Here is a 25,053-nt window from a genome sequence, read left to right on the forward strand (position 1 = left end):
CGTACGGTCCGTGCCCCCGCGCCGGACCACCTCGCACAGTGGTCCGGCGCGGCGGGAGTTACGGACGCGCCGCGAGCCCGGCCGGCGCGTGCTCGGCGATGTGGCCGGCCAGCGCCTTGTCCAGCGGGCCGGTGCCCAGCAGCACGGAGGACGAACTGGGTCGTCAGCGGGTGTTGGAGGCCAGCGTCTTTCCGGCACCGGACGCGGGCGGCTCGTCACCCTCGTGAATGCCGAAACGCTCGTGCAGCTTGCGGAGCGGTCCGGGGGCCCACCAGTTGGCACGGCCCATGAGCTTCATCGTGGCGGGCAGCAGCGCACCGCGGATGATGGTGGCGTCCATGATGATGGCGAGGGCCAGGCCGAGGCCGATCGCCTTCATGAAGCTGATGCCCGAAGTGACCAGGACGATGAAGACCAGCGAGAGCAGCAGGGCCGCGTAGGTGACGACCTTGCCGACGCGCTCCAGACCGGAGGCGACCGCCAGCTCGTTGTCGCCGGTGCGGTCGTACTCCTCCTTGATCCGGGACAGCATGAACACCTCGTAGTCCATGGACAGGGCGAAGCCGACGACGAAGAGCATCACCGGCACGGTCCAGGTGATGGCACCGGTGTTGATGAAGTCGCCGACCAGGAACTTGAAGTGGCCGTCCTGGAAGATGAAGACGAGCGCGCCGAAGGTGGCGGTCAGGCTGAGCCCGGTGAGGAGCATCGCCTTGATCGGCAGCAGCACGCTGCCGGTGAGCAGGAAGAGCAGGATGTACATGCCGATGAACAGGACGAGGGCGGCCACCGGGATGGTGTCCGCGAGCGCGTCGAAGGTGTCCACGCTCACTGCCGCGGGGCCGCCGACCTTGATGTCGAAGGGGGCCTTGGCATCGCGGACGTCATGGACGAGCTCGGCGCCCTGGTCCCCGAGCGGGTCCACGGCGGGGATCAGGTTCAGGAAGGTGGAGTCGGCGGCCGCGAAGCGGCTGCTGGCCTCGGTGGGCTCGGTGACCTGCTTGCCGCCCGCGTAGCTGCCGGTGAGGGCGTCGACGCGGGTCACGCCGGGAAGCGCGGACAGCTGCTCGGCGTAGCTCGCGATCTCGGCCGTCTTGCTCTTCGGGTCACCGCTGCCCACCGCCACGATCTGCAGGGGCTGCTGCTCACGGGAGTCGAAGTCCACCTTGAGCTGTGCGGCGACCCGCGCCGACTTGGCGTCGGTGGGCAGCACGCTCTCGTCGGGCAGTCGCACGTTCATGTTCGCGGCCGGCAGGGCGAGCATGACGACGAGGCCGAGGACGAGCGCGGAGACCAGCACCGGGCGCTTCATGACCGCGGTCGAGGTGTTGTGCCAGAAGCCGCCGCCGTCCTTGGCGCGGTTCTCCTTGCGCTTGATGATCTGCCACTTGTCGATGCGGGGGCCGAGCACCTTGAGCAGCGCCGGCACGAGCACGATCGTCGACAGGGCTGCCAGCACCGCGGTGGCGATGCAGCCGATCGCCAGGGAGCGCAGCATCGTGAACGGCAGCGCGAACAGGCCGAGGAAGGCGACCGCGACCGTCAGCGCGGAGAACATCACCGTGCGGCCGGCGGTGTGCATCGTGATGGTGATGGCCTCGTTGATCTCCTTGCCCCGCCGCAGCTCCTCGCGGTAGCGGGTGACGAAGAGCAAGCTGTAGTCGATGCCCAGACCCAGACCCAGGAAGGTCGTGGTGCTCATGACCATGCTGGAGGTCTCGCTGAACATCGTGACGCCGAACAGGACGCCCATCGACAGCAGCATCGCGCTGAACGCGACGGCCAGCGGGAGCAGGGCCGCCATCACGCTGCCGAAAATGATCACCAGGACGAGGAACACCAGCGGGAAGACCATTCCGTCGGCCTTGGCGCTGTCCTCGGTGGACTGGGTGGTGTTCTCCAGCCACATCATCGCGGAGCCGCCGGTCTTCACCTCCAGCCCGTCGATCTTGCCCGTGTAATCCTTGTCGATCTCCTTGATCCGGGCCATGACCTCGTCGAAGTCACCGTTGACCCGGCCCAGGACGATCGCCTGGTTGCCCGACTTGGCGCGCAGGGCCGGGGCCTTGCCCGAAGTCCAGTAGGAGACGACGTTGCTGATCCCGGCCTCGCCGGCGACCTTCGAGGTGAGGGCGGCGCCCGCAGCCTCGACCGCCGGGTCGTCGACCCCGCGCTCGTCCTTCACCAGGAGGAGCAGGTTCGGCTCACCCTGCTTGAAGGTCTCGTCCAGCTCGGCGGCGGCCTTGAACGACTCGGTACTGGTGGACTCGTAGCCACCCGTCGTGAGGCGCGACTGCAGACCGCCTGCCGCACCTCCGGCGAGCAGGACGACGAGCAAGGTCCAGAGCAATACCTTCTTTGGTGAATTGAGCAAGTGCCGGGACAAACTTTCAAACACGGGATTCCCCTTTTTCGGTACGTAACTCCGGCGTCATGCGGACGCGGAGAGTTTTCGGTGCAGCCAGCGCGCGGTGAGCGCGTAGGCCTCGGGCGCGGTGCGGTGCACGTTCAGGGAGTGGCCGGTCGCCGGGATGACGTGGGTCTCCAGCTCGGCCTCGGGGCAGTAGAAGCCCTCTTCGAAGGCGTGCACGGCCTCGCTGTCGGCGGCGAAGCCGATGTCCGCGCTACTGAACAGCGCGTCGTGCTCACCGACCACGAGGAGCACGGGAACCTTGACCGCGAGCGAGTACTCGGGCAGGTAGGTCTGGGGCAGGCTCTCGCCCTCGCCGAGGGTGGCGGTGGACTTGATGAGCTCGTCGTGGTCCGACAGCTCCGGGTCGATGCCCTCCGCGTGCTCGAGCATCCGGGCGCGCAGGCCCGGGCGCTGGGTCAGGTACCACTGCGGCAGGTCCGGGTCGGCGATGACCGGGTCCTCGGCGCCCGGGTGGAAGAAGTCGATGACCTCGTCGTACAGCGGCGCGGTGGTGTGGAGCATGCCGGTGACGACCAGGGCGTCCACGTCCGCGTGGCGGGCGGCCTCGACGATGGCCAGGCCCGAGCCGAAGGAATGGCCGACGGTGACGACCTTGGCGAAGGAGTGCCCGGCGGGGGTGCCGGCGCGGAGCTCCTGGACGACGTGGTGGATGGTCTCCACGTTGCTGTCGACGGTGACGTCGACGGCCGCCGGGCGGCTGCTGGCGCCGGTGCCGAGGCGGTCGAGGAGCAGCACGGCGTAGCCGGCGGCCAGCATGTGGGCGGCGTAGTCGTACGCGCCGGGCACGGTCCAGTAGCGACGGTCGTAGGTGAGGCCCGGCAGGAGCACCTGGACGGTGTCGGCGCCCTGTTCGGGGATCAGCAGCTCGCCTCGGAGCTGCCACTCGGTCTCCGGGGCGGCGGCGGGGCGCACGCGGAAGGTCAGGTCCTCGCGGACGCGGCCGTCGGCCGCGGGCTCCGCCAGATCCGGGCCGACGGGATGGACGGCGGTCGTGGTCATCGCTTTCTCCTTGGAATGCTGCGGATCGAAAGGACCTCGGCGAGGAGCGTGTCGTCCTGCGCGGCCGACCCGCCCCGGGACCACCGCGTCGAGGCGCTCGCACCTCGCGGTCTCGAGGATCCGGTGAGCACACCGATCTGGACAATGGTCCCCGCAGCGCCGTGCGTTGTGCTCGGCGGGGCCGACGGAAGGGGTCCGCGCGGCCCGCGCAGAGCCGCGGCCGGCACCCTGCGGCGGAAGGCCGCCCTCGGGGTGACCAGCAGCCGGCCGAGTTCGAGGATGACGGTGGCGGCGCTCCGGTCGACGACCGTGACCCGGTCCATGGTGCGGGCCGGCGCGGTGGCGGCGGTGAGCCCTGCGAGGCTCGACCCGATGACGACGGCGTGGCCCGCACCGGTGCCGCTGCCCCGGGCCCCTGTGGTCGGGCTCATCGTCGGCTCCCTCCCGCGTGCGCGGTGACGGCTCCGGCGGTCGGGCGCGCCGCGAGGTCCCCGAGGACCGTGGGCAGGCCCTCCGCCAGGCCCGCCAGCCGGGTGGCGGTCAGCCGCCCGGTGACGCGCTGCTGGGCCGCGTGCACCACGGCGTCGTGGTGCTCGACCAGCCCGGTGTACGAGCCGGGTCGCAGCATGTCGCCGCTGTGCGGCCTTGCCCCGGCGGCGGCCTTGCCCCGGCGGCGGCCAGGTCCGCGGCGGCGGCCGAGGCCGGGTCGCGGACCAGGGCGGTCACCTCGCGGCCGGCCGCGAGCAGGGCGCGGGTGACCGCGCCGCCGACGAAGCCGGTGGCGCCGGTGACCAGGACCCGCTGCCGGGGGGTGCTCACAGGTACTCGACCGTCGGGCCGGCGGGGATCTTCCGGCGGCAGTCGAGGACGTACGCGGCGTGCTGCGCGACCAGTTCGAGGTCGAACGCCGAGTGGTCGGTGAGCAGGACGACGGCGTCGGCGGAGGCCACTTCCTCCTCGGTGAGCTCGACGCGCGCCAGGCGGGGGTCGACCCCGTGGCCCTCGACGACGTGCGGGTCGACCGCGCGGACCTCGGCGCCCAGGCGCAGCAGGCCCTCGACGACGCGGGTGGCGGGCGATTCGCGGGCGTCGCCGGTGTCGGGCTTGTAGGCGAGGCCGAGCAGCAGGACGCGGGCGCCCTTCAGGGCCCGGCCGCGCTCGTTGAAGCCGTAGATGAGCCGCTGGACGACGTATCCGGGCATGTGGTCGTTGATGTGGTTGGCGAGCTCCACGAAGCGGAAGAGCCGGCCGACCTTCCGCTCCACCTGCCAGGACAGGTAGACCGGGTCCACGGGCAGGCAGTGGCCGCCGACGCCGGGGCCGGGGGTGAACTTCATGAAGCCGAACGGCTTGGTGGCGGCGGCGTCGATGGCCTCCCACACGTCGATGCCGAGGGTGTGGGCGTACATCGCGAGCTCGTTGACGAGTGCGATGTTGACGTGCCGGAAGGTGTTCTCGACGAGCTTGGTGAGCTCGGCGACCTTCGGGGAGCCGACCGGGACGGTGGTGTCGATCAGCCCGGCGTAGAAGGCGTCGATCGCGGCGAGGGAGGCCTCGTCGATGCCGGAGACCACCTTGGGGGTGCGCTCCAGGGTCCAGGTGCGGTTGCCCGGGTCGATGCGCTCGGGGCTGTAGCCGAGGTGGAAGTCGGTGCCCGCGGTCAGGCCCGAGAACTCCTCCAGGATCGGCGCCACGAGCTCCTCGGTCGTACCGGGGTAGGTCGTCGACTCCAGGACGATGGTGGCGCCCTGGCGCAGGAAGCGGCCGAGGCTGCGTGCGGCCGACTCGATGTGGCTGAGGTCGGGCACGCCCTCGCGCAGCGGGGTGGGGACGCTGATCACGGCGACGTCGAAGCCGCCGAGTTCGCGCTCTTCGGTGGTGGGGCGGTAGGCCCCGGAGTCGAGGACCGCCAGGAGCCGCTCGGGGGCGACGTCCTCGACGAAGGACTCGCCGGCCGCGATGCGCTTGACGCGCTCCTCGCTGACGTCGAATCCGATGACCGTGTGGCCCGCCTCGGCGGCGAGCATCGCGAGGGGCAGGCCGACGTAGCCCTGTCCCATGATGACGATCTTTGCCATCGTCTGTCCGTTCCTTTGGTGGCCGTTGGGTGTCGTTGAGGGTGGGTTGACCGGCGGATCAGGTCCGGAGACCGGTGCCGAAGGTTTCCTGGGACTCCAGGACCCTCCGGCGCAGGTCGAAGCGGCGCACCTGCCAGGTGCCGGTGCGCGGGAAGTCCTCCCGGGCGATGACGCGCGGCTCGGCGAGCTCGGGCAGGTCGCGGGTGGCGGCGGCCGGGTAGTAGTCGAAGAACCTCAGCTTGGCCGGCTGCGCGTAGGCACGCGGACGGGTCATCCGCGGCGGTGCCGGGGGTGCCAGGGTGTCGGTCATGCCCGATTCCTCCGCCGGTTCAGGAGCCGAGCGGATTGCGGCCGGTGGCGGAGATCTGGACCTGGCTGAGCCAGTTGTGCGTGATCAGCCGCTCGGTCTCCTTGTCCCAGGCGGAGTCGAAGACGTACTCCTGCTGCTGGTCCGCGTCCGTGGTGACGGTCATGGGTCCTCGTCCTCCTGGGCCTAGGCGAAGAAATCGCAGAGCGTGTCGGCTACGTGCTCGACCTCGGCGTCGGTCAGGTGCGGCCGGAGCGGGATCGCGAGGTTGGACCGGCCGGCCCGGCGCGCGTTCGGCCAGTCCGCGCCCTCCGGCGCGAACGCGGCGAAGGCCGGCTGCAGCGGGAGCGGGGTCGGGTAGTGGACGTGCGAGCCGATGCCGTGCTCGCTCAGGTAGGCGCGCAGGTCCTCGCGCCGGGAGACCTGGAGCGAGTACACGTCGTAGCAGCGGCCGTCGCGGCCAGCCGGCGGGGCCTTGACGTCCTCGTCGGCGAGCGCGGCGAAGCGATCGGTGTAGTAGTCCGCGATCTGCGCCCGGCGCTCCAGACGGTCGGCGAAGCCGGCCAGCCGGTGCAACTGGAAGCCCGCGAGCACCTCGTCGAAGCGGCTGTTGCGGCCGATGCGGTGGTGCAGGAAGCGGTTGACGCCGTCCTGGCCGTGGTTGCGCAGCATCTTGACGGCGGTGGCCAGTTCCGGGTCGTCCGTCAGGACGACCCCGCCCTCGCCGGCCGTGCCCATCGCCCTGACCTGGAAGAAGGAGAAGGTGCCGAGGGTGCCCCAGCGGCCCGCGGGCACGCCGTCCAGGACCGCGCCCTGGGCGGCCGCCGCGTCCTCGATCACCGGGATGCCGTGGCGCCGGGAGATGTCCATGAACCGCGGCATGTCGGCCATGACCGAGAACAGGTGCGCGGGCAGCAGCGCCTTGGTGCGCTCGGTGATCAGGCTCTCGGTGTGGTCGGGGTCCATGACCATCGTCCACGGGTCCACGTCCGCGAAGACCGGGGTGGCGCCGGCGTTGACCACGGCCGAGGCCACGGGCCGGCAGCCGAAGGCGGGGACGACGACCTCGTCGCCCGGACCGATGTCCAGGGCGCCGACGGCCAGTTCCAGCGCGCCCGTGCCGCTGCCGCAGGCGAGTACGGCGCCGGCCCCGGTCGCCTTCTTGATCTCCTCTTCGAACTCGGCCGTCCGGCGGCCGAGGATGAAGCGCTGCTCCGGATCGGTGCCGACGTCGAACAGCACCTTGAGCAGGGCGTCCTTGTCGGCCTCGAACAGGTCCGGCGGGAAGAAGGGCACGGTGGTCACGACTGGCTCCCGGTGAAGAAGTCCCGGATCGCGGCGACGACGGTGTCGAGCTGCTCCTCGGTCAGGTCGGGGTAGAAGGGCAGGGCCACGGCCCGCTCGCAGGCGGCCTCGGCCACGGGGAAGTCACCCGGCTTGTAGCCCAAGTGCGCGAAGCACGGCTGCACGTGCAGCGGGATCGGGTAGTACGTCTCGGTGCCGATGCCCCGCGAGGTCAGGTGGGCGACCAGCTCGTCGCGCCGCTCGACCTCGATCTCGTACACGTAGAAGACCGGGTCGGTGGGGACCGGGCGCTCCACGACGGTGGGCAGGCGCAGGATGCCGGGCAGGGCCGACAGGCGCTCGTGGTAGGCCTGCGCGAGGCGCGCGCGGGTGGCGATGTCCTGGTCGAGGCGGGGCAGCTTCGCCATCAGCACGGCGGCCTGGATGTCGTCCATCTTGCTGTTGGTGCCCGAGGCGCCCGACAGGTTGGAGATGCCCGCGATGTGGTCGATGGTCTTGCCCATGCGGCCGTGGTGGCGCAGGATCCGCGCCGTCTCGGCGATCTCGTCGTCGTCGGTGAGGATCATCCCGGCGTCGCCGATCGCGCCCAGCGTCTTGGTGGGGAAGAAGGACAGCACCCCGCCCCGGCCGAGCAGACCCGCGTGCTTGCCGTTCCAGCGCATGCCGATGCCCTCGGCGCTGTCCTCCAGGACGGTGATGCCGTGCCGCTCCGCGACCTCGGAGATCGCGTCCATGTCGGCGAGCTGCGTGAACAGGTGGGCGGGCATCACGGCCCGGGTGCGCTCGGTGATCGCCTTCTCGAAGGAGACCGGGTCCATGGCGTACGTGACGGGGTCGATGTCCGCGAAGACGGGCACGGCCCCGATGGCCGCGACCGTGGTGGCGGTCGCCGCGAAGGTGAAAGCGGGTACGACGACCTCGTCGCCGCGCCGGACTCCGGCCGCGCGCAGCAGGATGACCAGGGCGTCGGTGCCGTTGTTGACCGCGATGGCGTGCTTGGCGCCGGTGTAGGCGGCCACCGCCCGCTCCAGCTCCAGGCACTTGCGGCCGTGCGACCACGTGTTGCGGTCGAACACGTCCTGCACGTGGGCGCTGATCGACGGCCACAGCGCGTCGAAGGTGGCCGCCTGCGTGAAGAACGGCACCCCCTCGCGCTCGCGGCCGCCGGCCTCGGCCTCGGCCTCGGCGGAAGCTTCCACACTGTTCACGGCTGCTCCTTGGGAGACGTTGGGGGAGCCCGGGTTGGTCCCGGTGGTCGCCCGCGCGGCCGGGCCGTCGACGGGACCGTGCGCGGTGCGTACGGACCGGCAGTGCCCGGAGGCGTCCAGGGCGGCTGCCACCGCCTCGGCCGCGGCTTCGTCGCGGACCAGGAAGGCGCAGGTCGGGCCGGAGCCGCTGACCAGCGCGCCGAGCGCCCCGGCGCCCCGTCCGGCGGCCAGGGTGTCGGCCAGCTCCGGGCGCAGCCGCAGCGCGGCGCCCTCCAGGTCGTTGCGCAGCAGGGCGGCGAGCCGGTCGGGGTCCCCGGAGGCGAGGGCCGCCGCGAAGTCCGCCGCCGGGGCCAGCTCCTGCTGCCCGGGGGCCGCCGTGTCCGACTCGGCGAGCAGCCGGTCGTACTCGCGGAACACGCGCGGGGTGCTCAGCCCGTCGTGGGCCTCGGCGAACACCCAGTGGAAGCGGCCGGAGACGGGCAGCGCGGTGAGCTGTTCGCCGCGCCCGGTGCCCAGGGCGGTGCCGCCCATGAGCGCGAAGGCGACGTCGCTGCCGACCTGCGCGGCGACCTCGGCCAGTACCGGGTCGTCCGGGTCCAGGCCCCACAGGGCGGCGCAGCCGACGATGGCGGCGGCCGCGTCGGCGCTGCCGCCGGCCATGCCGCCGGCCACCGGGATCCGCTTGTCGATGTGCAGGTGGACGCCCGCGTCGACACCGATCCGCTCGGCGAGGAGGGCGGCCGCCGCGGCGGCGAGGTTGCGCCGGTCGGCGGGGACCGCCTCGATGTCCTCGCCGGAGAGCGTGACGGAGAGCTCGGGGGCGGGGGTGGCCGTGACGGTGTCGTGGAGCGATACCGCCTGGAAGACGCTGACGAGTTCGTGGTAGCCGTCCGGCCGGGTGGCCCCCACGGCGAGATGGAGGTTGACCTTGGCCGGTACCTGGACAGTGACGCTCACCGTGCGGCGTCCCAGATCTCGATCATCAACGTGGCTGCTTCCTGTTTCGAGGGTGTCCCGGCGGAGGTGTCCCGGCGGACCGTCGCGCCGACTGGCCGGACGACGGTCCGAGGGGCGGCACGGGGCGGAATCCGTCCCGCCGCTGCCCTGGTGCCGTGAGTCTGCGACGGCGTCCATGCGCCCGGCTAAAGCGACCGCGACCCACCCCGCGACCTGCCCCGACGTGCCCGGCGACCCGGCCGGGACGGCAAGCGGACGGCAGGCGGACGGCAGGCGGACGGCACCCGGGACGGCACGCGGCAAGGCAGGCGGACGGCACCCGGGACGGCACGCGGCAAGGCAGCAGTACCTGCCGTGCAACTTGGTGCCACCGCCTGGTGCTGGCCCGGCGCCCACGGCCCGGAGAAGCTGGACGGGCACGCCCGGACACCCCGCGGCCGGGGCCGGACCCAAGCTCTCCGCACGGAGCGGCGACGCACCCGCAAGGAGTGAGGATGTCTCGAACCGCGACACCCGAACGGCTCGATCTGACGGCGGTCACCCGCCGGCTCGTCCACCTGCCGAAGGACCCGCCGCCGTCCGGCCCCGGCGTCCCGGAGCCGGACGAGGAACGTTTCGCGCTGGCCGGTGAGCTGCCGCACGGGCCCTCCCTGTTCGGCGACGGCGCCGGCGGCCACGACACCCAGCTGTTCGTGGAGATCTTCCGGCAGCTGGGCCTGTCCCTGGGCTACCGCTACTTCCGGGTGCCCGCCGAGCGCGCCTGCCTGTTCGTCGGACTCGACTGGGCGGTGGCCGATCCGGCCGGGTGGCGCGGCCGGGGCGCGGGCGCGTGCCTCGCGATGGACGTCCGCGCCACGCCCACCACCAAGTCCGTTACCGGGGTGCCGCGCGGGCTGCGGCTGGCCGGCACGCTGAGCATCGACGGGGCGCCGGGCTGTGCGGGCTCGGCCGAAGTCCTCTTCCTGCCGCCGACGGTGGCCCGCGGCCACCGCGCGACCAGCCGGCTGGCCGCCGTCTCCGGGGACGCGCCGCGTCCGTCCTCTCCGGCCCGGCCGCTCGCCGACCCCGGTGCGGTGGGCCGTACGGATCCGGGTGACGTGGTGGTCTCCGCGCCCGTGACCCGCGGGGAGGCGTCCACCACCGCGATCGTGGTGGATCCGGGGCACCCGGTGTTCTTCATGGACGGCGCCGACTCGGTGCCGGGCCTGCTGCTGGTGGAGGCGCTGCGGCAGTCCGCGGTGCTGGCCGCCGGCCGCAGCCACGGTTTCCACCCGGCCGAGACCGCGCTGACCGCGATGGCCGTGCGCTTCCGGGGGTTCGCGGAGCTGGACCTGCCGCTGAGCTGCACCGCGGTGGCCGGTCCCGTGCGCCGCGACGCGGCCGGGCGCCCGTCCGCGCCGATCCGGCTGACGGTCTCCCAGCTCGGCAAGGTCACCGCGGAGGCCGAGATCACCGCGGCCCGGGCCGCCTGATGACCGCCGTGATGCCGGGCGCGCTGCCCGCCCCGGCCGGACACGTCGGCCTAGGTGACGACCGCGCCGCCGCCCCTGGCGGGGAGAGCCTGCGGTCGGTGGTCGAGCGGGCGCTGGGCGACGTACTCGCCGCGTGCCCGCCGCTCGGCGCGGGCTCCCCCATGCTGCACACCGGCGCCTTCGTGGTGGACCCCCCCTTCTTCGGGGACGGGGACATCGGACAGGTCGCGGTCTGCGGCACCGTCAACGAGATCGCGGCGGCGGGCGCCGAGCCGGTGGCGCTGACCCTGTCGGTCATCGCCGAGGCCGGCCTGCCGCTGGCGCGGCTGAGCAGGATGGCCGCCTCCGTACGGGACTGCGCGCGCGAGGCCGGCGTGGTGGTGTCCGCGGTGGACGTCCGCGCGGTGCGGGCGGGCGAGGCCGACCAGCTGTACGTCCAGACCACGGGCATCGGGGTCTTCCCGCGCGGTGCGCCGCGGCGGAGCGCGGCGAAGGCCGGCGACCGGATCGTGCTGAGCGCCCCGCTGGGCGGCTACGGCGCACACCTGCTGTCGGTGCGCGAGCTGCTCGGTTACGAGAGCATCATCAGCGGCGCCTGCGCCCCGCTGGCCTCGCTGCTCGCGCTGGTCCGCGGCCGCGTGCCGTGGGACGCGGTGCGGGCGGTGCGCCCGGTGGCGGGCGAGGGCCTGGCCCCGGTGCTGCGCGCGCTGGCGCACGAGGCGGCCTTGGACCTTCGGGTCGAGGAGCTCGCGCTGCCGGTCCGCTACGAGGTGCGGATGGCCCTGGACACGCTGGGGGTCGCCCCCTGGCACGCCGCCGGCGCGAGCTGCCTGTGCCTGCTGGTCGCCGAGGAGTACGCCGAGGACGTGCTCGCGGCGCTGCGCGCGCATCCGCTGGGCATGGAGGCGGCCGACGTGGGTGTGGTGCTGCCCGGCAGCGGGGCGGGCGTGGAGCTGGTGCGCGCCGATGGCTCCGGTGTGCCCCTCGCGCCCGAACCGGCGCCGCCCGCGAGGCTGTCGTAGCCGCACGGACCCGTCGTACGCCTCTCCCCGCCGGAAGGACCGGCAGGACCTCCGCCCGCACCGCTCCGGTGCGGGCGGAGCCATGTCCGGGGCGGGGCGGAGCGGTGTCCAGGTCCCGCCCGGTTCGCGGGATAGCGGAATGCTCACGCCGGCCCGGTTCCGGGCGCTTTCCGTACCGGACGGGGCTATTCCTCACACCGGCTCCGCCCATCAAGCTAACTTCAATCATCTCCTGCACTTATTCAGACATCGGGTTTCGGTCCTGTCGACCGAAGAACGCTTGTCAGGGAAAACCCTGACAACAAAACAAGACACCCCTACAAGACTTACAGCCGAATACGCACATCCGTTCTCCGGAGTAAAGAGAACGCGCACCCGAGGAGACGTGCCATGTACAAGGAACCGCTGACGCCGGTACGGGCGGAAGAACTCGCCTTGCTGCGGCGCACGCTGCTCCTGGCACGGGAGTCCCCTCAGTTCACACGCGTCACAGGGGAGGCGTGGTCGGGCAAGACCTGCCTGATGCGCCGGCTGTCGAAATCCGCGCAGCGGGAGGGCTGGACCGTCGCCTTCGGCAGCGTGCCGCGCCCGGGCCCCTCCCGCCCCTTCGAGGTGCTCGTCGACGCCCTCGACGAGCACCTCGGCCGCGCCGACGGCTCCCTGTTCGCCGCCCTGGGCACCACCCACACCCGCGCCCTGGCCGCGTACTTCCCCTCGCTCGCGACCGCCCCCGGGGTCCCGTGCACGGCGCTCGCCCCGCCCGACGCCTACGGCGCCGTCCGCGCCCTGCGGGCCCTGATCGAGATCCTGGCGGGCGACGGCGGCCTGCTGCTGGCCCTGGACGACGTCCACCGCGCGAGCCCCGAGACCCTCGACTTCCTGACCCACCTCGTCCACCACCCGCCGCGGGCCCCGGTCCTGACGGTGTTCGCCCACCGCACCGGCGCCACCGCCCGCCACCTGTCCGCCGTCTCCTACGACAGCTCCCGGGTCCGCCACCTCCCGCTGGCCCCGCTCCCCGAGGACCAGGCGCGCACCCTGCTCCCGGCCGGCCTGGACCCGGTCACCGAGGCGCAGGCGCTGCGCGACGGCGCGGGCGTGCCCGGCCTGCTGCGGGCGCTGGCCCACGAGCCCGGTGCCGGGCTGCGCGCCGTCCCCGAACTGTCCCTCGGCGCACCGCCCGTGCTGCAGCACGGGCCGGTGGAACTGCACTCCCTGTCCGCCCTGGGCTGGCACACCGCCTGCGCGGCCGCCGTCCTGGGCTCCCCCTTCACCCCGGGCCAGGCGGCCGCGACCGCCCAGCTGAGCGAGGAGGAGGTACGGCGCGGCCTGGACGAGCTGCACGCCGAGGGCCTGGTCGTCCCGGACGGCTCCGCGCTGCGCTTCCGCTTCACCCGCCCCGCGGTACGGGCCCTGCTGTACCACGCATCCGGCGCGGGCTGGCGCGGCGCGGCCCGGCAGCGGGCCGTCCTCGCGCTGCGCGCCGACCGCTCCCCGGCGGCGCGGCTCGCGCTGGCCGCGCACCTGGAGGACACCGACCCGCTCAGCGCGGCGGACGTGCGCGAGCTGACCCTGGCGGCGCGGGACGGGCTGTTCCGCCAGCCCGCCCGGTCCGTACGGGCGCTGCGCCGGGTGACGGCGTACCCGCAGGCCTCCCTGGAGTCCCATCTGCTGCTGTACAAGGCCCTGGTGGTGGCCGGCGAACCGGAGGAGGCGCTGCGCGGATACGCCGGGCTGTGGCCGCGCGTCCACGCGCTCTGGGCGCCGGACGGCCGGTACGAGGCCCTGCTCTGGCGGGTGCGGGCCCTGCGGCTGCTCGGCCGGGGCGAGCAGGCCCGCGTGCTGCTCGACGCCGACGGGTCCTCCCCGGCGCAGGGCGGGGAACTGCTGGGCGAGTGGGCCGCGCTGGCCCTGGAGAGCGTCCCGGAGCCCGGCTCCGGATCGGGCGCCTCGGGCTCCGGATCGGGCGCCTCGGGCTCCGGATCGGGCGCCTCGGGCTGGGAAGCCGCCCTGGAGGCCGCCCACGGCGCCCTGGCCGCGGCGGGCCCGCCGCAGGATCCCGGGCACGCGCACGCCCTGGCCCGGCTGGCCGCCGTCCAGTCCGCCGCCGGGGACCTGGCGGGCGCCGCGCACAGCGCCCGCGGGGCCGCCCCGCTCCTGGACTCCCTCGACGACGACGGGTGCGCGGCCGTTCTGGAGGCGCTGCGCTGGCTGGTCTGCGCCGAGTGCGCGCTGGGCGACCCGGCGGCCCTGCGCCACGCCGAGCGCGGCGTCCGACTGGCCCTGCGGCACGGGCAGGGCCTCCTGCTGGGGCAGCTGGCCTCAGGCCTGGCCCGGGCCCGCCTGGCGGCCGGGGACCGCGCCGGTGCGGGCGCCCCCGCCGCTCTCGCGGCCGAGGCGTTCCGCCGTATCGGCGCGCCCGTGCCAATGCCCGTGCCGACGCCGCTGCCGGCGCCGGCACCAACACCCGACGTGTCCGGAATTAACCGTCGGGTGGCCGGATATCAACCCGCCGGTAACGTCGAGGGCCTGCTCTCGGAGCTGAGCTCGCGCGAGCTGGAAATTGCCTCGCTCGTCGGCGACGGAAGCACCAATCAAAATATCGCCACGCGCCTCGACATCAGCGTGAAAACCGTGGAGACGTACATGAGCCGGATATTCAAGAAGCTCGGCGTGAATTCACGTTCTCAGGTCGCCCGCGCGATCGGCAGAAACGACGGCCATTAGCCGCCGGAAATCCGGCCGCCATTCCGGCCTTTTATCGGGCGGGTGGAAACGGGCAAGAAAAAGCCCCGCCACTCGAACTTGGGGTTCCGAGGGCGGGGCGAATGGGCGACTCGACCGGTCGGGGGAACCGGGAGCGAAGACCCACGACCAGAGAGTTCCATCCCCCGCTTGTGAGCGACTTAAGGCAACTTTCCGGGATACGAAAAAGAGCAGGCCCGCCGGTGTGGCGGGCCTGCTCTCAGCACACGTCAAGCGGAACGTCAGCCCCAGCGCTCGTCCAGCGGGGCCAGCACCGGCGGGGCCGGCTCGCTGACGGCGCTCACCGTCGAGCCCACACCGATCGCCTGCACGGAGCCCGCCCCCACGGACACCGCGACGCCGAACGCGATCAGAAGCGCGGCTGTCATGTTTCGAAGACCAAGGCCGTTCATACTTACCCCCAAGTTTGGTAAGGCCCGTTGTGGTTACGTCAATTAGTCTGCCGAGTTTCAATACCGGACCCAACCCTTCCCCGCTGTCGTAAAGTTGCCTGGCAACTAGTTCTCGCAACCGGGGGGAGAAAAAGCGAGATGCCCGAAAATGCCCTCACTGGAGCAGGTTTCGCCAAGCTGGACGACACGAGTGCGTCCGCCTACCGGTACGCGGTCCTGCGCGGCCGCTACGAGCGGGCGGACGTCGCCGAGGAACTGGAGGTGAGCACCGACCACGCCCTGCTGATGGAGCAGACCCTGCGGCAGCTGCACCTGCTGCGCCCGATGCCGGGGGAGCCCGACGTACTGGTGCCCATCAGCCCGGGCGCCGCCGTGGTGGATCTGGTGGCCCCCGCGGAGAACGAGATCCGCGAACTGCAGCAGTCCGTCAGCGAGGTGCGGACGGACATGCTCGCGCTGCTGCCCGCGTACTTCGAGAGCCGCCGCCGGCGCAACGAGGCCGAGGCCTTCGATGTCATCCCCGACATCAAGGCCCTACAGGCCATGCTCGACGACTACGGCTCGCGCTGCCGCTTCGAGATCCTGACGGCGCAGCCCGGCGGCCCGCGCAGTCCCGAGATGCTGGAGCAGGCCCTTCCGCAGTCCCTGGGACGGCTGGAGAAGGGGCTGCGGCTCAAGCAGCTCTACCAGCACACGGTCCGCAGCGACCTGGCCACCACTTCCTACGTCCGGTCCGTCACCACCGCGGGCGCCGAGGTGCGCACCACGGACCAGATGGTCGACCGCATGGTCATCTACGACCGCGAGATCGTCTTCCTGCCCGAACAGCACGTCCAGGGCCGGGTACCGGGCGCCGTGGTGGTCCGCGAACCCACCCTGGTCGCCTTCCTCTGCAAGGTGTACGACCACCTGTGGGCCGGAGCCGCCCCCTTCATCCCCGGCCTGGAGGAGCTCACCGCCATCAACGACGAGCTCAAGCTGTCGATCGTCAAACTGATGGCGGAGGGCCACAAGGACGAGCTCGTCGCGCGGCGCCTGGGCATGTCGGTGCGCACCGCCCGGCGCCACATCTCCCAGATCATGGCCGAGGTGGAGTCCACCAGCCGGTTCCAGGCGGGGTTCAACGTGGCCATGTCCGGCATGCTCGACGAGTCGGTCGGCGCCGAGCCCGGCCGCACCGGCGCCCCGCACCCGGGCCCCAGGTACGACCAGTACTAGCTGACACACAGCAAGCTGCCATCGCCGTCCGCTGGCCGCACCTCCCGCCCCCCGGCAGTCTGAATCACCGGGAGCCTCAACGGGAGGCGGCCGGGACGGGGGTGGGTCAGCGTGAGCAGTACCGCACTCGCCGGCTGGGAGGCACCGGCCGGCCGGCCCTCGGCCGCCGACTGGGACATACCCGCGGACCCGGGCCCGTCCGCCCGCCGGTCCGCCCCCGGCGCCACCACCCGGCACCTGGTCCACCGCCCCCGCACCTGGGAGCACCACGGACTGTCCCCGGTGGAGGACGCCTCCGAGGAGTTCGCGCTCGCCGCCGACCTCCCCCGCGACCACCCGCTCCTCAACGACGGCCCCGGACGCTTCCACGACATCCAGGCGGCCTCCGAGATGGTCCGCGAGGTGGGCGAGTTCATCGGCCAGAGCCACTTCGGCGTCCCGGCCGACCGCACCGGCATCTTCTACCGGTTCGGCATCGACGTCCCCGACCTCGCCGCCTGGCGGACCCGTCCCGACCCGGCACGGCTGACCGCGACGCTGGTGGTGACCCCCGACAAGCTGATCGGCGGGGTGCCGCGCGCCCTGGACTTCCGCACCGCCCTGGAGATCGACGACGTCCGGTGCGGAACCGGCTCGGCCAACGTGGTCTTCCTGCCGCCCGTGCTGCGCCGCAGCCACCGCGAGCAGAGCCGCGCCACGGCCTTCGCCGCCGCGTCCGGCCGGCTCGACGACGGCCCGGGCTCCCCGGTGGACCCCGCCGACGTGGGGCGCGCCGACCCGGCCAACGTCATGCTCCACGACGCCTCGCGACCCTCGCACGGCAGGCTCTCGGTGGGCGTGTCCGTACCCCCGCTGTGGCCCTCGGCCCAGGGGGCGGGAGACGGCCACGTCACCGCCCTGGTCCTGCTGGAGACGCTGCGTCAGGCCTCGCTCCTCGCGGCCCTGGGCACCCATCAGCTGACGCCGGCGCGCTGTGCGCTCGCTTCCCTGCGGGTCCACTTCCGCGGCTACGCGGAAAGGGACCTGGCGATGCGCTGCGCGGCGGTGTCGGGAGTACTGGAGCACGACGGCCGGGGCCGGCGCCTGGTCCCGGTCACCCTCACCCTGACCCAGGCCGGCCGCACCGTGCTGGAGGCCGTCACCAAGGTGGTGGAGGACCACTGACCGGCCCGCAGTCCGCGCGGGTCACGCGGCCGCCTCGGCGAGGGCCTCGTGGATCGCCTCGACCGCCTCGGCGTCCAGCATGGAGGTGACCTCGGTGTCCGGCGTGCTGCCGAAACCGGCGTCGTACACGGCGGCGCTCACGGTGAAGTCCACGCCCCCGCTGTCGAGGGCGTAGGTGCGGAAGGACCACTCGTCCCCCTCCCCCGGCGTCCCGTCCGGGCTCAGCACCCGGGTCCGCCCGCCGTCGGGGCCGAAGCCGAACTCGGTGAAGCGGAACTGCATGCCCTGCCCGATCGCCTTGCTGTACGCCTCCTTGAGCGTCCACAGGCGCACCAGGGTCGCGTTGCGGTCCGCCTCGGCGATGGCCGCGAGGTCCCTGCGCTCCTGCGGGGTGCAGATGCGCCGGTCCAGGCCCGGCCGGTAGAGCCGGCGGCCGGCCGGTTCGGCGTCCACGCCGATCAGCCCGCGGCTGGTCAGCGCGACGACGAGCAGTTCGTCGGTGTGGCTGAGGCTGATGTCGATCTGGTCGCAGCCGCGCAGGTACGGGCGCCCGGTGGGGCCGTAGGCGAGCTCCAGATCGGCCGCGTCGGCGGACAGCGCGGCGCCGGCCGCGTGCTTGAGCAGCAGCCGGGAGGCCGCGTACCGGCTGCGCATGTCGGGGTGCTCGATGTCCTGGAAGCGCGCCCAGTCCCGGCCCAGTACGGCGCGCAGCGCGGGCGCCCGTTCGTCGTCGGGGCGCCAGTCGGCGAGGCGGCCGTGCACCAGGGCGCTGCCGTGCCGGTGCAGTTCGGCGCGCACCCGCGCCCAGTCGCCGCGGTCGCCCGGGCCGGCGACGGCGATGGGCTCGCCCAGTGCCGGAGCGGTCATCCGACCTCGTACCCGCCCACCTCGACGACCGCCGCGGGCCGCGCACCGCGCGCGGCGAGGTGCACCACCAGGTCGTGGACGGTGGAGTGGTCCCAGACCCAGGCGGGTTCGAGGGGGATCGCGAAATCGTCCTCCACGTCACCGCACAGGCTCAGCGCGCCGACGGAGTCCAGCCCGTACTCGGCCAGCGGCACCGACGCGTCGATGCTGTCGGGGTGCCGGCCGAGGTAGACGGAGAGCCGCTCGATCAGCCATCCGTACAGCGGCGCCGCGTTGCGCGGCGATACGGGGAGGGTCATGCCGGTACTCCTTTATGTGGTTCGGGGTTCAGGGTTCGGGTTCGGTACGGCCGGGCGCCGCGGAGGCCCTCAGCCCGGCACCGGCGAGTCGTACAGGTCGTAGCTGCGCCCCCCGGCGAACCGGGCCAGCACCTCCTGGTGGACCCGGGCCGCGCAGCTCGCGGGCGGCTCCGCGGGAGACAGGCCCAGTCTTCGGGCGACGCGGTGCAGGGCGGCCGCGGCCCAGGAGGGATCCCCGAGGAAGGGGTCCCCGGCGGCGCGGCCGTGCCACCACACCCCGAGGACGGCGGCGCCGGCCAGCACCAGCGCGTAGCGGTCGCACAGCGCGAACCAGGCGGGGCTGGTGGGGCGGTCCGCGCCCAGCTCGGGCAGGGCGAGCACCCGCCCGCGCAGGTCGCGCAGTTCACCGACGAGCAGGTCGGCCAGCGCGCGCAGGGCGCGTTCCTCGCGGGTGGCCGCGGGCACGACGGCGGCGAAGGCGAGCAGGGAGGCGCTGAGGCTGTCGCGTCCCCCGGCCAGCACGAGGGCCTCGTAGCGGAAGGCGGGCAGCGGGCCCGCCGGGCGGAACAGCGCGGCGGGCGCCTCCTCCCCCGTGAACCAGGCACCCCGGGCCAGGCGGCCCAGCTGCGGGACGATCGTGGCCTGGCAGGCCGCGGTCCCGGCGTGCCCGAGGCCGGCCACGGGCACGTCGCGCAGGTGCTTCTGGAAGATCCCGACGGCGCCCTCGCGGGTGTAGAGCTGCGATCCGAGCACCGTGGACAGGTCGTACATCGTCTCGCTGAGCACCTTCGGCAGCAGCGATTTCACCGCCGCCGCATACAGGCTGGTCTCGCCGGGCAGCAGGTGCAGGGCGCGGGTGGCCACGACGGCGAGGCTGTCGTAGAGCAGCAGGTCGGCGAAGGCCCCGGTGACGGTGTGGGCGGCCCGGCGCGGGTCGGCCGCCGCCGGTCCGCCGCCCGGGCCCTTGGCGCGGTCGACGCGCACGGCGGTGCGCAGCCCGGTGTCCACGGCCGCCACCACCAGCGAGGCCGTCAGGGTGCGGCTGATCTGGAAGTGGCGCAGGGCGGTGCGCAGCCCGCTGCCGGGCGCGCCCAGCAGCGCGCCCTCGGGAACCGGGCAGTGGGCGAACTCCACGCCCGTACGGAAGTACCCGCGCAGCCCGACCGACGGCGGCCGCCCGGTGATCCGGTGGCGGGCCGCGGGGAACTCGCGCGGGTCCAGCAGCAGGGCGCTGTGGCTGGCGCTGCCGCGTTCGTCGCCGGTGCGGCAGAACAGCACCAGGGCGTCCGCGCGCTGCATGTTGTTGACGACCGGTTTGGCGCCGGTCAGGGCGAGCCGGCCGCCGGACCGGGCGTCGACCCGGATGCCGCTCTTGACGAAGTCGTTGGTGTGCGCGGTCTCGTGCTCGGCGACGGCGGCCTTGGAGCCCGCCAGCAGGAGGGCGGCGAGGCCGGTGCGCTGGGCCGCGCTGCCCGTCATCCACACGTCGGAGGCGGCCGTGAAGGTGGTCGTCCCGTGGCCCATGCCGAGGGCGACGTCCCGGCGGAAGACCGGGCGCATGACCCGCAGGAGGGATTCCGCCGAGTCGAAGCGGCCGCCCAGTTCGCGCGGTACGAACTCCTCGTTCATGCCGTAGTCGTCGAGTACGGACTCGGCCTCGGGGGAGTGCGTCGCGGCCCGGTCCGCACGCAGCAGCGCCCCGTGCCCGGTCGGGTTGCCCGGCCGGCCAGGGTCGCCGAGCAGCCGCTCCAGGGCGGCGACCCGATCCCGTACGGGCACGGCCGTGCCGGCGCCGGCGCCCGTGCCCGTGCCGGCGCCCGCGCCCGCGCCCGTGCCCGTGGAGCCGCGCACGCCCGCCGGGGCCGTCCGCGGCGGCGCCCCGCTCACCACACGGTCCCCTGCGCCGTGCCGCCGGCGGGCTGCAGCAGGTCGTTGCCCAGCAGCGTGTTCCACGGACGGATCAGGCCCCGCACCGCCGGGTCGAGCACCTCGTACACACCGGCGAGCTCCCCGGCGAGGAACAGCTTGCGCATCAGGGTGCGCTGGATCTTGCCGCTGGTGGTGCGGCGCACGGTGCCCGGCCGTACGAGCAGCACGTTGCCCGCCGGCACCTCGAAGTCCTGCCCGATGAGGGTCTGGATCCGGCGGGCCAGCACCCGCAGCTGCTCCCAGTCGGTGTCCTGGGCGCGCACCTCCTGCAGGACGACGAGCTGCTCCCGCTCGGCGTCCACGGTGAACACGGCGCCGTTGCCCGCGGCGAAGGCCGGGGACATCTCGCGGACGGCCCATTCCACGTCCTGCGGGTAGAGGTTGCGCCCGCTCAGGACCGCGACCTCCTTCAGCCGCCCGGTGATGTACAGCTCCCCGTCGTCCAGGACGCCGAGGTCCCCGGTGCGCAGGAAGCCGCCCGGCACGGCGCCGAAAGCCTGCTCGCTCTCCTCGCGGTCGCGCCAGTAGCCGCCCGCCACGCTGTCGCCGCGCAGTTCGATCTCCCCCACCCGGCCCGGGGGCAGTTCGCGCCCGTCGGGCCCGGTGACGCGCAGCTCGTGCCCGCGCACCCGGCCGCTGCTCACGAGCGTGCGTACGGGCTCCCCGGCACGGGCCGGACGCAGCTCGTCGCGCTCCAGGGCCGCCGCGTCCACCGTGCGCCGGACGCCGGCGGTGCCCGGCACCGCGCCGGACACGAAGAGGGTGGCCTCGGCCAGACCGTAGGCGGGGCACAGGCTCCCGCGGCGGAACCCGGCGGCGGCGAACCGGTCCGCGAAGGCGTCCAGGGTCCGGTGGCGCACCGGTTCGGCCCCGTTGAGCGCCACGCGCCAGCGGGACAGGTCCAGCCCGGCGAGCTGCTCGTCGGTGACCCGCCGTACGCACAGGTCGTACGCGAAGTCGGGCGCCGAGCTGACGGTCACCCCGTAGGTGTCGATGGCCCGCAGCCAGCGCGCCGGCCGCCGGACGAAGGAGGCGGCCGACATCTGCACCGAGGTGGCGCCCAGCCACAGCGGATGCAGCAGCTGCCCGATCAGCCCCAGGTCGTGGTAGTGCGGCAGCCAGCTGGCGAAGCGGTCGTCCGGGGTGGTCCCGAAGGCCTGCCGGAAGGCCTCCTGGTTGGCCAGCAGGTTGCGGTGGCTGACCATCACCCCGCGCGGCCTCGAGGTCGAGCCGGAGGTGTACTGGAGGAAGGCGAGATCGTCCGGGCCGGTGCCCGGATCCTCGTACGCGTCGGGGCCGGGACCGGTGCCCGCGGCGCTCACGTCGGTGGCCAGGCACACCACCTCGCCGCGGCCCGCCATCGCCAGCCACAGCGACACCTCGGCCGCGTTGGCGGCGTCGGTCAGCACCAGGCGCGCCCCGGTGTCCCGGAGGATCCCGGACACCCGCTGGAGCCGTTCGCCCCGGTCGCCGGGCAGGGGGGCGGGCACGGCCACCGCACCCGCGTACAGGCAGCCGGTGAAGGACCGCAGGAACTCGGCGCCCGGCGGGTAGAGCAGCAGGACCGGCTCGCCCTGGGCGCCGAGGGCGCGCAGGCGTACGGCGAGGGCGCGGGCCGCGGTGTCCAGGGCGGTGTAGCTCACGTGCTCGGCGGTGCCGTCGTCGTGGAGGAAGACGTGCGCGTCCGCCCCGCCGCGTTCCCCGGCGCGCTCCCGCACCACCTCGGTGAAGGTGGAATAACTGGTCAAGGTCTGCCCCCTCGCGCCGCACTCGGGACACCAACGGGGCGCCGGAGGCCCCTTCTCCCAGAGTCCGCATCCTCCACGCGGGGGCTAAAGCAGCTCTTGCGGCCACCGCGCCGGCTGACCGGAAATAGGGGGGTGCCTGTCCGAAGTCCGGGGGTGCGCCCGACCTAGAGTGGGTGGACCAAGTGAGCGGGGGGGTTCATATGCGTTTTCGGGTTCTTGGTCCCATGGAAGTGCGCTCGGCCGGCCCGGACGTGCGGGTACTGACCCCGCGCGCCGCGAAGGTGCGCGTGGTGCTGGCGACGTTGCTGGTCCGCGTCAACGAGGTCGTCTCCGTCGACAGCCTCATCGACGAGCTGTGGGGGGAGCAGCCGCCGCGCACCGCGATGACCACGCTGCAGGTGTACATCTCCCAGCTGCGCAAGATGCTGCGGGACGCCGATCCGGAGCAGGGCGGCGAACTCCTGCAGACGCGCTCACCCGGCTACCTGTTCCGCCTCGACCCCGGGCAGCTGGACCTCACGGTCTTCGAGGACCTGCACGCACGGGGCCGCGAGGCACTGGCGGCCGGCGACCACACCGGCGCCGCCGACCTGCAGCGCCGGGCCCTGGCGCTGTGGCGCGGCCCGCTGCTGTCGGACACCCCGCACGGCTCGCTGCTGGACAGCATGGCCGTACGGCTCACCGAGGTGCGCACGGCCGCGCTGGAGCAGCGGGTGCGCGCCGAACTCCATCTGGGACGCCACCAGGAACTGCTGGGCGAGCTGCGGGCGCTGACCGCCGAGCTGCCGATGCACGAGGAGTTCCACGCGCATCTGATGGTCGCCCTCTACCGCACCGGCCGGCAGGCCGACGCCCTGGGGACCTTCGCCACGCTGCGCCGCACCCTCGTCGACGACCTGGCCATCGAACCGGGCCGGCAGATCCAGCAGCTGCACAGCCGCATCCTGACCGGCGACCCGGCACTGCTGCGCCCCTCGGCCACCTCAGGGGCCCGGACGGCCGCCCCGGCCAAGGGGCCCGGCCTGCCGGACTTCCCGGTGACCGAACTCCCGCAGCCCGACCCGCTGTTCACCGGCCGAGAGGCGGAGCTCGCCGAGCTGGCCGCCCGGCTGGAGGGCGCACCGGCCGGCGGCTGCGTGATGGTCAGCGGCCCCGCCGGCGCGGGCAAGACGGCCCTGGCCGCCGCCGCGGCGCACCGGGCCGCCACCGCCTTCCCCGACGGCCGGGTCCTGGTGCGGCTGCGCACCGGGGCGGGCGGGCGGCCTGCCGGAGCCGAGGCCCTGGCCGCGGTACTGCGGGCCTTCGGCACCACGGGCACGCTCCCCACCGCCGAGGACGAACTCGGCGCACTGCTGCACCGCCTGACGGAGGGCCGGCGGATCCTGCTGGTCCTGGACGACGTGGCCTCGGCCGCGCAGCTGCGCCCGCTGCTCGCCGCCGTACCGGGCTGCGTGGTCCTGGCCACCTGCCGCGGGCTGCCGCGCGGCATGGCCGCCCTGGGCGTACAGGCCCTGCCGCTCGGCCCGCTCGGGCCCGCCGCGGGCCGGTCCCTGCTCGCGGACGACGAGGCGAGCGGCGAGCTGACCGAACTGTGCGGCGGGCTGCCGCTGGCCCTGCGGGCGGTCGCCGCGCAACTGGCCTCGCACCCGCGCTGGACCACCGCCACCCTGGCCGACCGGCTGCGGGCGCCGGACACCAGGCTCTCGGAGCTGCGCGCGGCGGACGAGGAGTGCTACGGAGTACTGCGCGCGGCCTACGCGGAGGGCGCCGAGGCCGACCGGGCCGCGTTCCGGCTCCTGGGCACCGTGCCCGCCGGCCCGTTCGGGGCGGACACCGCGGCCGCGGCCCTGGGGTCGGCGGCGGCCCGGGCCGAGGACTCCCTGGAATCCCTGGTCGAGGCGGGCCTGCTGGTGGCCCTGCCCGAGGGCGGCTACCGGCTGCCGGAACTGCTCAGGCTGCTGGCCGTCGAACGGCTCGCCGAGGAGGAGCCGGCCACGGTCGCGCACGAGGCGACGGCCCGGCTGTGCGAGGCGCTGGCCGCCGAGCTGGAGGCGGCGCACCGAGCCCGGCACCTGGACGGGCTGCACCCCCTGGAGTGGTTCGAGCGGCGCGGCCCCGAGCTGGCGGACGCCCTCGTACGGGCACACCGCGCCGGGCTGTGGCCGCAGACGGTCCGGCTGGCGGACGGCATGTCCCCCTTCCTGGAGGCGCTGGCCGCCTGGGAGGTCTGGGAGCGCTGCCACACGGCGGCCCTGGACGCGGCCCGGCGGCTCGGCGACGACGCGGCCGAGGCGCGGATGCTGCGCTCGCTCGGCGACCTGGCCTGGCAGCGCCGCCGTCTGGCGGAGGCCGGGGACCACTACCGGCAGGCGTTGCGCGCCGTGGAGACCGCCGGTCCCGCAGCGTCCGCCGAGACCGCCCCCGAACGGGTGCGGGCCCTGGCCGGCCTGGTGGACCTGCGGCTGGACGAGGGCGCGCTGGCCGGCGCCGCCCAGCTGCTGGACCCGATGCTCGACGAGGTGCCGCAGGACATCCGGGGCCGCTGGGAACTGAGCCGCGTGCAGGGCCTGCTGGCCGTGGAGGCCCAGGTCCCGGGCGCGGCCGAGACCCACTTCCGGCAGTGCCTGACCCTGGCCTCGGCCCTGGGCGACCGGCGTCTGGAGTCCTACGCCCGGCGCTGGCTGAACCGGCTGGGCGGCGGCGAGCACCGCGCGGACTGGTCGGAGGTCCGCCCCGGGGTCTGGCGGGCCCGGGCCACGACGGGCTGAGGCGCACGGAGCAGCAAGGAAGGCGTTGCCGTCGGAGCCCGCCCCCCTGACCGAGGGGGGCGGGCTCCGGTGACAACGCCTTCGCCGCACCCCCGCGGAGCACTGGGCCGCGCGGCCGGA

21 protein-coding genes and 1 pseudogene are annotated in these 25,053 nt (G+C 73.9%); 6 read left to right on the forward strand and 16 right to left on the reverse strand.

All coding sequences use genetic code 11. From position 1 onward, the window contains the following. Positions 1–163: 163 nt before the first annotated feature. The 11 genes and pseudogenes from J7F03_RS04750 to J7F03_RS40815 form a co-directional block, all read right to left on the reverse strand. Positions 164–2,374 carry an MMPL family transporter gene (locus J7F03_RS04750; RefSeq protein WP_214947359.1) on the reverse strand — a complete coding sequence of 737 codons (2,211 nt, stop codon included), beginning with the start codon at positions 2,372–2,374 and terminating at the stop codon, positions 164–166. A gap of 57 nt (positions 2,375–2,431) precedes the next feature. Further along, complete coding sequence (locus J7F03_RS04755; RefSeq protein WP_214947360.1) at positions 2,432–3,433, reverse strand: alpha/beta hydrolase; 1,002 nt, start codon at positions 3,431–3,433, stop codon at positions 2,432–2,434. Then, entirely contained in the window at positions 3,430–3,864 is a 435-nt protein-coding gene (locus J7F03_RS04760; RefSeq protein ID WP_214947361.1) for a hypothetical protein, read from the reverse strand. The genes J7F03_RS04755 and J7F03_RS04760 overlap by 4 nt, the downstream gene beginning before the upstream one ends. After that, entirely contained in the window at positions 3,861–4,061 is a 201-nt protein-coding gene (locus J7F03_RS04765; protein ID WP_214947467.1) for a hypothetical protein, read from the reverse strand. The genes J7F03_RS04760 and J7F03_RS04765 overlap by 4 nt, the downstream gene beginning before the upstream one ends. After that, positions 3,974–4,252 carry an NmrA family NAD(P)-binding protein gene (locus J7F03_RS04770; protein WP_214947362.1) on the reverse strand — a complete coding sequence of 93 codons (279 nt, stop codon included), beginning with the start codon at positions 4,250–4,252 and terminating at the stop codon, positions 3,974–3,976. The genes J7F03_RS04765 and J7F03_RS04770 overlap by 88 nt, the downstream gene beginning before the upstream one ends. After that, positions 4,249–5,511, reverse strand: coding sequence for a nucleotide sugar dehydrogenase (locus J7F03_RS04775; protein ID WP_251071405.1), 1,263 nt, complete (start codon positions 5,509–5,511; stop codon positions 4,249–4,251). The genes J7F03_RS04770 and J7F03_RS04775 overlap by 4 nt, the downstream gene beginning before the upstream one ends. Positions 5,512–5,569: 58 nt before the next feature. Next, positions 5,570–5,821: a hypothetical protein gene (locus J7F03_RS04780; protein WP_214947363.1), complete on the reverse strand. Its 252-nt coding sequence runs from the start codon at positions 5,819–5,821 to the stop codon at positions 5,570–5,572. Between the two features lie 19 nt (positions 5,822–5,840). Then, positions 5,841–5,984 (reverse strand): hypothetical protein, encoded by a 144-nt coding sequence (locus J7F03_RS04785; protein ID WP_214947364.1) that lies wholly within the window; start codon positions 5,982–5,984, stop codon positions 5,841–5,843. Between the two features lie 20 nt (positions 5,985–6,004). Beyond that, complete coding sequence (locus tag J7F03_RS04790) at positions 6,005–7,123, reverse strand: DegT/DnrJ/EryC1/StrS aminotransferase family protein (RefSeq protein WP_214947365.1); 1,119 nt, start codon at positions 7,121–7,123, stop codon at positions 6,005–6,007. Then, a complete protein-coding gene (locus tag J7F03_RS40810; RefSeq protein ID WP_308379097.1) occupies positions 7,120–8,331 on the reverse strand; it encodes a DegT/DnrJ/EryC1/StrS family aminotransferase in 1,212 nt (403 codons plus the stop codon). The genes J7F03_RS04790 and J7F03_RS40810 overlap by 4 nt, the downstream gene beginning before the upstream one ends. Before the next feature lie 51 nt (positions 8,332–8,382). After that, positions 8,383–9,288, reverse strand: a pseudogene (locus J7F03_RS40815) (4-(cytidine 5'-diphospho)-2-C-methyl-D-erythritol kinase); the annotation flags it as partial. A gap of 494 nt (positions 9,289–9,782) precedes the next feature. Here J7F03_RS40815 and J7F03_RS04800 point away from each other — a divergent pair. From J7F03_RS04800 to J7F03_RS04810, 3 genes are all read left to right on the forward strand, one after another. Further along, entirely contained in the window at positions 9,783–10,760 is a 978-nt protein-coding gene (locus tag J7F03_RS04800) for an AfsA-related hotdog domain-containing protein (RefSeq protein WP_214947367.1), read from the forward strand. Then, complete coding sequence (locus tag J7F03_RS04805) at positions 10,760–11,782, forward strand: AIR synthase related protein (RefSeq protein ID WP_214947368.1); 1,023 nt, start codon at positions 10,760–10,762, stop codon at positions 11,780–11,782. Before J7F03_RS04800 ends, J7F03_RS04805 begins: the two co-directional genes overlap by 1 nt. Before the next feature lie 390 nt (positions 11,783–12,172). Beyond that, a complete protein-coding gene (locus J7F03_RS04810) occupies positions 12,173–14,509 on the forward strand; it encodes a helix-turn-helix transcriptional regulator (RefSeq protein ID WP_214947369.1) in 2,337 nt (778 codons plus the stop codon). Positions 14,510–14,769: 260 nt separating this feature from the next. Here the strand turns inward: J7F03_RS04810 and J7F03_RS04815 are convergent, their stop codons facing one another. Then, on the reverse strand, positions 14,770–14,916 hold the full coding sequence (locus tag J7F03_RS04815; RefSeq protein WP_214947370.1) for a hypothetical protein: 147 nt from the start codon (positions 14,914–14,916) through the stop codon (positions 14,770–14,772). A gap of 162 nt (positions 14,917–15,078) precedes the next feature. On the opposite strand from J7F03_RS04815, the gene J7F03_RS04820 reads away from it, so the two are divergent. Beyond that, positions 15,079–16,158 (forward strand): hypothetical protein, encoded by a 1,080-nt coding sequence (locus J7F03_RS04820; protein WP_251071406.1) that lies wholly within the window; start codon positions 15,079–15,081, stop codon positions 16,156–16,158. Between the two features lie 111 nt (positions 16,159–16,269). Further along, complete coding sequence (locus J7F03_RS04825; protein WP_214947371.1) at positions 16,270–17,322, forward strand: AfsA-related hotdog domain-containing protein; 1,053 nt, start codon at positions 16,270–16,272, stop codon at positions 17,320–17,322. 21 nt (positions 17,323–17,343) lie between these two features. On the opposite strand, the gene J7F03_RS04830 is transcribed toward J7F03_RS04825, so the two are convergent. The 4 genes from J7F03_RS04830 to J7F03_RS04845 all read right to left on the reverse strand — a co-directional run bounded on the left by J7F03_RS04830 (position 17,344) and on the right by J7F03_RS04845 (position 22,165). Then, positions 17,344–18,189, reverse strand: coding sequence for a 4'-phosphopantetheinyl transferase superfamily protein (locus J7F03_RS04830; protein ID WP_214947372.1), 846 nt, complete (start codon positions 18,187–18,189; stop codon positions 17,344–17,346). Continuing rightward, positions 18,186–18,488 (reverse strand): acyl carrier protein, encoded by a 303-nt coding sequence (locus J7F03_RS04835; protein ID WP_214947373.1) that lies wholly within the window; start codon positions 18,486–18,488, stop codon positions 18,186–18,188. Before J7F03_RS04835 ends, J7F03_RS04830 begins: the two co-directional genes overlap by 4 nt. Before the next feature lie 69 nt (positions 18,489–18,557). Further along, positions 18,558–20,375 carry an acyl-CoA dehydrogenase gene (locus J7F03_RS04840; protein ID WP_251071407.1) on the reverse strand — a complete coding sequence of 606 codons (1,818 nt, stop codon included), beginning with the start codon at positions 20,373–20,375 and terminating at the stop codon, positions 18,558–18,560. After that, complete coding sequence (locus tag J7F03_RS04845; RefSeq protein WP_214947374.1) at positions 20,372–22,165, reverse strand: fatty acyl-AMP ligase; 1,794 nt, start codon at positions 22,163–22,165, stop codon at positions 20,372–20,374. The genes J7F03_RS04840 and J7F03_RS04845 overlap by 4 nt, the downstream gene beginning before the upstream one ends. A 224-nt stretch (positions 22,166–22,389) precedes the next feature. Here J7F03_RS04845 and J7F03_RS04850 point away from each other — a divergent pair, with 224 nt between their 5' ends. Then, positions 22,390–24,933: an AfsR/SARP family transcriptional regulator gene (locus J7F03_RS04850; protein WP_214947375.1), complete on the forward strand. Its 2,544-nt coding sequence runs from the start codon at positions 22,390–22,392 to the stop codon at positions 24,931–24,933. The last annotated feature ends 120 nt before the right edge of the window (positions 24,934–25,053 follow it).

The sequence above is a fragment of the Streptomyces sp. ISL-43 genome, assembly GCF_018614195.1.
Classification (GTDB): domain Bacteria; phylum Actinomycetota; class Actinomycetes; order Streptomycetales; family Streptomycetaceae; genus Streptomyces.

Excerpts from the sequence above, each read along its gene's own strand:
- J7F03_RS04815 (WP_214947370.1), bottom strand. The coding sequence starts at position 14,916 with ATGACAGCCGCGCTTCTGATCGCGTTCGGCGTCGCGGTGTCCGTGGGG.
- J7F03_RS04785 (WP_214947364.1), bottom strand. The coding sequence starts at position 5,984 with ATGACCGTCACCACGGACGCGGACCAGCAGCAGGAGTACGTCTTCGAC.
- J7F03_RS04830 (WP_214947372.1), bottom strand. The coding sequence starts at position 18,189 with ATGACCGCTCCGGCACTGGGCGAGCCCATCGCCGTCGCCGGCCCGGGC.
- J7F03_RS04810 (WP_214947369.1), top strand. The coding sequence starts at position 12,173 with ATGTACAAGGAACCGCTGACGCCGGTACGGGCGGAAGAACTCGCCTTG.
- J7F03_RS04805 (WP_214947368.1), top strand. The coding sequence starts at position 10,760 with ATGACCGCCGTGATGCCGGGCGCGCTGCCCGCCCCGGCCGGACACGTC.
- J7F03_RS04850 (WP_214947375.1), top strand. The coding sequence starts at position 22,390 with ATGGAAGTGCGCTCGGCCGGCCCGGACGTGCGGGTACTGACCCCGCGC.
- J7F03_RS04765 (WP_214947467.1), bottom strand. The coding sequence starts at position 4,061 with ATGCTGCGACCCGGCTCGTACACCGGGCTGGTCGAGCACCACGACGCC.
- J7F03_RS04820 (WP_251071406.1), top strand. The coding sequence starts at position 15,079 with ATGCCCGAAAATGCCCTCACTGGAGCAGGTTTCGCCAAGCTGGACGAC.
- J7F03_RS04760 (WP_214947361.1), bottom strand. The coding sequence starts at position 3,864 with ATGAGCCCGACCACAGGGGCCCGGGGCAGCGGCACCGGTGCGGGCCAC.
- J7F03_RS04780 (WP_214947363.1), bottom strand. The coding sequence starts at position 5,821 with ATGACCGACACCCTGGCACCCCCGGCACCGCCGCGGATGACCCGTCCG.
- J7F03_RS04800 (WP_214947367.1), top strand. The coding sequence starts at position 9,783 with ATGTCTCGAACCGCGACACCCGAACGGCTCGATCTGACGGCGGTCACC.
- J7F03_RS04835 (WP_214947373.1), bottom strand. The coding sequence starts at position 18,488 with ATGACCCTCCCCGTATCGCCGCGCAACGCGGCGCCGCTGTACGGATGG.
- J7F03_RS04755 (WP_214947360.1), bottom strand. The coding sequence starts at position 3,433 with ATGACCACGACCGCCGTCCATCCCGTCGGCCCGGATCTGGCGGAGCCC.
- J7F03_RS04775 (WP_251071405.1), bottom strand. The coding sequence starts at position 5,511 with ATGGCAAAGATCGTCATCATGGGACAGGGCTACGTCGGCCTGCCCCTC.